Source organism: Methanosarcina spelaei (assembly GCF_002287235.1).
Classification (GTDB): Archaea; Halobacteriota; Methanosarcinia; order Methanosarcinales; family Methanosarcinaceae; genus Methanosarcina; species Methanosarcina spelaei.
The window spans coordinates 1-5,330 of sequence record NZ_LMVP01000134.1 but is presented as its reverse complement, the minus strand read 5'-3'; the positions used below and the strand labels follow the sequence as shown (position 1 = coordinate 5,330).

Annotated in this window: 5 protein-coding genes and 1 pseudogene; 1 reads left to right on the top strand and 5 read right to left on the bottom strand. The window is 39.0% G+C overall.

Annotated elements, in window-relative coordinates; translation table 11 throughout:
• The 5 genes and pseudogenes from ASJ81_RS08500 to ASJ81_RS08480 form a co-directional block, all read right to left on the bottom strand.
• Nucleotides 1–274: transposase (locus ASJ81_RS08500; protein ID WP_141241633.1), on the bottom strand; the 274-nt coding region annotated here is incomplete at its 3' end.
• Nucleotides 275–481: 207 nt separating this feature from the next.
• On the bottom strand, nucleotides 482–754 hold the full coding sequence (locus tag ASJ81_RS08495) for a hypothetical protein (RefSeq protein WP_095644098.1): 273 nt from the start codon (nucleotides 752–754) through the stop codon (nucleotides 482–484).
• 79 nt (nucleotides 755–833) lie between these two features.
• A pseudogene (locus ASJ81_RS24820) lies at nucleotides 834–1,019 on the bottom strand (ISH3 family transposase); the annotation flags it as partial.
• Between the two features lie 240 nt (nucleotides 1,020–1,259).
• The gene (metX, locus tag ASJ81_RS08485; protein WP_095644097.1) at nucleotides 1,260–2,951 is read right to left on the bottom strand and encodes a homoserine O-acetyltransferase MetX; all 1,692 of its coding nucleotides are present in this window, start codon (nucleotides 2,949–2,951) and stop codon (nucleotides 1,260–1,262) included.
• A gap of 2 nt (nucleotides 2,952–2,953) precedes the next feature.
• On the bottom strand, nucleotides 2,954–4,312 hold the full coding sequence (locus ASJ81_RS08480) for an O-acetylhomoserine aminocarboxypropyltransferase/cysteine synthase family protein (RefSeq protein ID WP_245859961.1): 1,359 nt from the start codon (nucleotides 4,310–4,312) through the stop codon (nucleotides 2,954–2,956).
• 456 nt (nucleotides 4,313–4,768) lie between these two features.
• Here ASJ81_RS08480 and ASJ81_RS08475 point away from each other — a divergent pair, with 456 nt between their 5' ends.
• Nucleotides 4,769–5,146: a hypothetical protein gene (locus tag ASJ81_RS08475; RefSeq protein ID WP_095644096.1), complete on the top strand. Its 378-nt coding sequence runs from the start codon at nucleotides 4,769–4,771 to the stop codon at nucleotides 5,144–5,146.
• The last annotated feature ends 184 nt before the right edge of the window (nucleotides 5,147–5,330 follow it).

The following is a 5,330-nucleotide window of genomic DNA, read 5'->3' as shown; positions in this document are numbered from 1 at the left end:
TATAATAATTGACACCATTGACTCTTGCACCTGTATCATCAATCTGCTGATAAGGTGTAGCTTTAAGACCTTCCAGAAAAATCTCAGCTTTCTCCTGATGAAAGATATCAATATCTTTTGTCAGGATTCGAGAAATAGTGGCTTTAGATATATGAACACCAATATTTTCCAGAAATTCATGTATCTTAGGCTCTGAAACATTAGCAACATGATTAAGGGTAATTATAAGAGATTTGATCCCAGGACCAAATTCACCCTTTACGCCTTGTGGCAATTTTCCTGCATATGTTTTATGCTCAGAAGGAGAATAAAAAATCTCTATTCTGTAGTTTGTATTAACAGGCTTTATGTATATATCCTGAATTATTACGTCTCTATAACCTTTAGGATATGCATCACTGGGTAAAATGGATATGTCAACTTTACATGTTTCAGTTCGATGAACCTCTATTTTATCCAGTTTAGATTTAGGCTCTTTATCCTATGGGAGCTTTCTATTTCTTCTCTCTTTTTCAGAAGAAATGTCTTCATTCTTTTTAGAGCCACGAATCTTAGGTTTGGCTTTTTCACCTTTTAGTAAGTTGATTTCATCTCGAAGCTTCTGGTTCTCTGCCTTGAGAAACTCAATCTCTTCGTTCTGTTGTTCAATTATAGAAAACAAAATACGAAAAGCTTTGGCATATCTTTCATCTTTAATTTCATCAGGATTGATGTCCAGTGAAGAAAGCAATTGTTTTAAAGCTTCAAGTTCCATTTTTCTACTCCAAAATATGATAAGGGAAAATGGAAAAACTATTATATTTTTTATGCGGTTGAAAAACCATTGAATTTGAAGAGGATACAGAATTCCTGTTTACTGACATACTAATAACTGTACGAAAAATATCTTCACTTGTAAGGGAACCATTGATCTTGATAGTAACATGATCTGAAAGAGGCCGTAATACCGTATCAATACATTTCTTTGATTTTAATTCAATTTTAGGATTGAATCCAGGCTTATTTGATAAAAGAGACATGGGAAGGCATTTTTATCCTATATATAGGTTTCGAATGACCTCATTTATACAAAATGAAAAATTAGCGAAGTGCTGAACTTACAAAAACCAACTTGCAAAATATAACTTACAAAACTAGTTTAAAAATAACCTACAGAGCCGAAAAGAGAATTCTTCTTTTCAAGCTGAATGTGGTGTGCTGGACAAAAAAATTTGATTTTGAATCCTCAGATTCTTCAAAATTAACCGAACCTTCCTGAATTAACCAAACTTTCCAATAAGCGCGCTTATGCTTTCACTCGTAACCATACCTATAACCCGGTTTTCAAAATCGATTACAGGGAGCGCAGAAATCGAGTAATCTTCCATTATTGAAGACGCAGTCTCTATTTTATCGCCTGAAAATACATATTTCACGTTGCGGGTAATTATTTCATCCAGCTCAGTGATTTTACAGGCAACTGCTTTTGTAATGTCCCAGGAAGTGACTATGCCTTCAAGCTTTCCGTCTTCGGATACGACAGGAAGATGGTTTACTTTCTTCTTTACCATAAGGGTTGAAGCGTTTTCTATCGTTTCATTTCTGGAAACCGAATAGAAGCTCTGGTACATAATGTCGCTTACAAGAATCTGTGAAAGAAAGCCCCTTATAAGATAGTTGAGCTGTCCTTCTTCGAGCAAAAAAGCATCATGCCCGTACTGGGACCTGATTTCCTCGTACTTGGCATCAACTCCGTTTGCAGTAAGCGCAGACACGATTTCCTGGGATTGATATGGAGGATAGAGCCAGTCTGAAGTTATGGAAATCACAAGATATTTTGCAGTAACCCCGGAAAAACCCTCTATAAGAGATCCGTTCTTTGAAAGGTCAAAGAAATCCACGGCTTTTGTGATATAAAGATAGGAATTGGCATCAAAACGTTTGGTAAAAGTATCTCCCTGGTGATTCAGATAACTTTCGACCTGAAAATTCGAGAAATTGTCAGGGAATGTTTCTGAAAAGGCTTCTGATGAGGTATCTAAAGAGGCTTCTGATGAGGTTTCTAAAGAGGCTTCTGATGAGGCTTCTGATGAGGCTTCTGATGAGGTTTTTAAATAGGCTTCTGATGACGTTTTTGAAGAAATTTTTGAAGAGGCTTCCAGATGTATCTTTGATAGATCAGGGCCTTCTTTCTCCTGCTGAGCCCTTCCGAACTTCTTTTGCATAGAAGCATCGCTTAAGTACGTAATATGTCCTATCATGCGGGCAAGCGCCAGTCCCTGTGCAGGGATTTTCTTTCCGTAATAATTCCCTCCATTCCATTTTGGGTCATCGGTTATCGCTTTTCTTCCAATTGCTCCGAATGCGATTTGCTGAGGGGTCGTGGACGCAGTTGTTGCGATCGCAATTGCTTTTTTCACCATTTCAGGGTAACTGACCGTCCACTGAAGTACCTGCATTCCGCCCATTGAGCCGCCTGCAACTGCAAAAAGTTGTTTTACGCCCAGATGCTCGACAAGCTTTTTCTGGGCATTTACCATATCTGCGATAGTAAGTATAGGAAAAGAAATACCGTAGGGCTTTCCTGTTTCGGGGCTGATGGAAGAAGGGCCTGTAGAACTTTTACAGCCACCGATGATATTTGAACAAACTATGCAATATCTTTCCGTATCAAAAGCCTTATTCGGGCCGATTAGAATGTTCCACCAGCCTGGTTTTTTGTCGCCTGAATGAAATCCGGCAGCATGGGCATCACCTGTAAGGGCATGGCAGATCAGGATAACATTACTCTTATCCGGGTTCATCTTCCCATACATCTCATACTCTATCCTGACATTAGATAGAGTCTTTCCGCTCTCGAGCTTGAAAATTCCAGGAATTTCATAGTTCACTGAATTGACTATCCCAAGATTCTGGCCTTTTTTTCCCGAAAAAAGGTTTTTGAAATGAGGAACCTGGGTCGAGATCTCCATACTCATACCTCGGAAAGTGCCTGCTCAATATCGAAAATCAGGTCCTTTGCGTCTTCAATTCCTATGGAAAGCCTGATAAAATCCTCAGTTACTCCACAGGCTGCCTGCTCTTCCTTTGATAGCTGCTCATGAGTAGTTGAAGCCGGATGGATTACAAGGCTTTTTGCATCCCCGATATTTGCAAGGTGGGAAAAGATCTCAAGCCCCTCGATAAACTTTTTACATTCCTTCGCTCCGCCTTTGATTCCAAAACCTATTAGTGCCCCGTTTCCTGATTTAATATATCTCTTTGCAAGTTCATGGCTGCCGTGGGATTCAAGCCCTGGATAAGAAACCCAGGAAACTTTCGGATGTTTTTCAAGGAATTTTGCAATTTCCAGGGCGTTGTCACAATGTTTCTTCATTCTGAGCGGCAGAGTTTCAAGCCCAAGGGTAAACAGAAAAGAGTTAAAAGGAGAAATGCAGGCTCCTGTATCCCTAATGAACTGTATTCTTGCTTTTGCAATAAAAGCAGCCTTTCCAAAGGCTTCCTTATACTCCAGACCGTGGTATCCAGGATCAGGTTCGCAGATTTCAGGAAACTTTTCAGGGTTCCAGTCAAAGTTTCCTGAGTCAACAATTATCCCTCCGATGGAAGTTCCATGTCCGCCAATGAATTTGGTTGCCGAATACACAACGATATCAACTCCGTGTTCAACTGGCCTTAAGATCAAAGGAGAAACCGTATTGTCCACAACAAAGGGAATTCCTGCAGCATGGGCAATTCCTGCGAGTTTTTCAAAATCAGGAATGTCAAGTCCGGGATTTCCTATAGATTCCACATAAAGTGCTTTTGTTTTTTCGGAGATTGCATTTTTGAATTCTTCAGGCTTACCTGCATCTACGAATTTTACAGTCCTTCCCAGTTTGGGGAAAGTATAGTTAAAAAGCTCGTAGGTTCCTCCGTAAAGCTTATCCCCTGAAATTATCTCGTCTCCTGGTTTTGTAAAAGTGAGCAGAGCGGTTGTAATTGCAGCCATTCCTGAAGCTACTGCAAGGGCGCCTATGCCTCCTTCAAGGGCAGCCATCCTTTTTTCAAAAACATCTGTTGTGGGGTTCATAAGACGAGTATAAATATTTCCTTCTTTCCTGAGCCCGAAGAGGTCGGCAGCTTCCTCAGCGTCTTTAAATACATACGCTGCAGTCTGATAAATCGGAACTGACCTTGCCCCTGTAGTCGGATCAGGCTTTGCACCTGCATGCACTGCAAGGGTAGAAACTCCAAGGCTTTCAGACTTCTTTTTTTCCCGATTTTTTGTTTTCGGACTTTCCCGATTTTTCTTGCCTTCTTTTTCGTTCAGATTTCTGTTTTCATCCGTCATTTTATCTCATCTCCAGCCTAAACTTCTTTGCTACCCCTACAAACTATTTTTCAGCATCTTTTAAGTTCGTCTTTATTCGGTTTTAACCAGCTTTATTCGGCTTTAACCAACTTTATTCGGCTTTAACCAACTTTATTCGGCTTTAACCAACTTTATTCGCTTTAACCAACTTTTTAATTTATTTCAAGCTTTTGGAAAAGTCAGGAGTGAGAATCGAACTCACATAATTCCGGGTTGCAGCCGGAAGCATCACCACTCTGCCATCCTGACGATTTTTTTCTTTTTGTATGTGTTCACAATCTTCTTACGCGTGTTCACAATTGTGAAGGAATTGTCACAATTGTGAACATAATATAAATAACTACCTGTTAAGCAATAAATGTTAATACCGACAATTACCTATAATAATAAATCAAAGTATAAATAATTATCATTAATAATACACTCTACACGAATTTGAAAGTTCTGGAAAATTTTTATGACGAATATTTTCGTGAAAAGTTAAGTAAAAAGAGTCTGAAACCCCTGGTTTTTCCCCTTGCCGTTTACATTTCAGGACCTGCTAATCTCCAGCATTCTGTCCAGGGATTTTCTGGCTTTGACCCTTATATTATCCGGGACATGGATTTCAGTAAAAGAATGAAGATGCATACGAAAGCATTTGATTTATTCCAGGCATGGTATAACTTTATAAAACCTCATGATTCTCTAAAATTAAGAATAGATTCTGGAAATAGAAAATGGTTCCAAAGAACTCCAGCAATGGCAGAAGGGATAACAGATCAGATATGGAGTTTAGAGGAATTACTAACGTTTAGAATTCCTGTTCAATAACTTAGGGACACGACCTAGTTTTAGAGCTGCTGAAGAATTTCCTGAGTTTTACCAAACCAGATTAAAAACACTGGAAATGAAATAACCAGGTACAGGTTTATGCTAATTTATATAATAAATTAAAAGTAAACAGTAGTTCCGATCAGACTGACTTCCGAATGATAAAAACACGTTGATCTTAGTT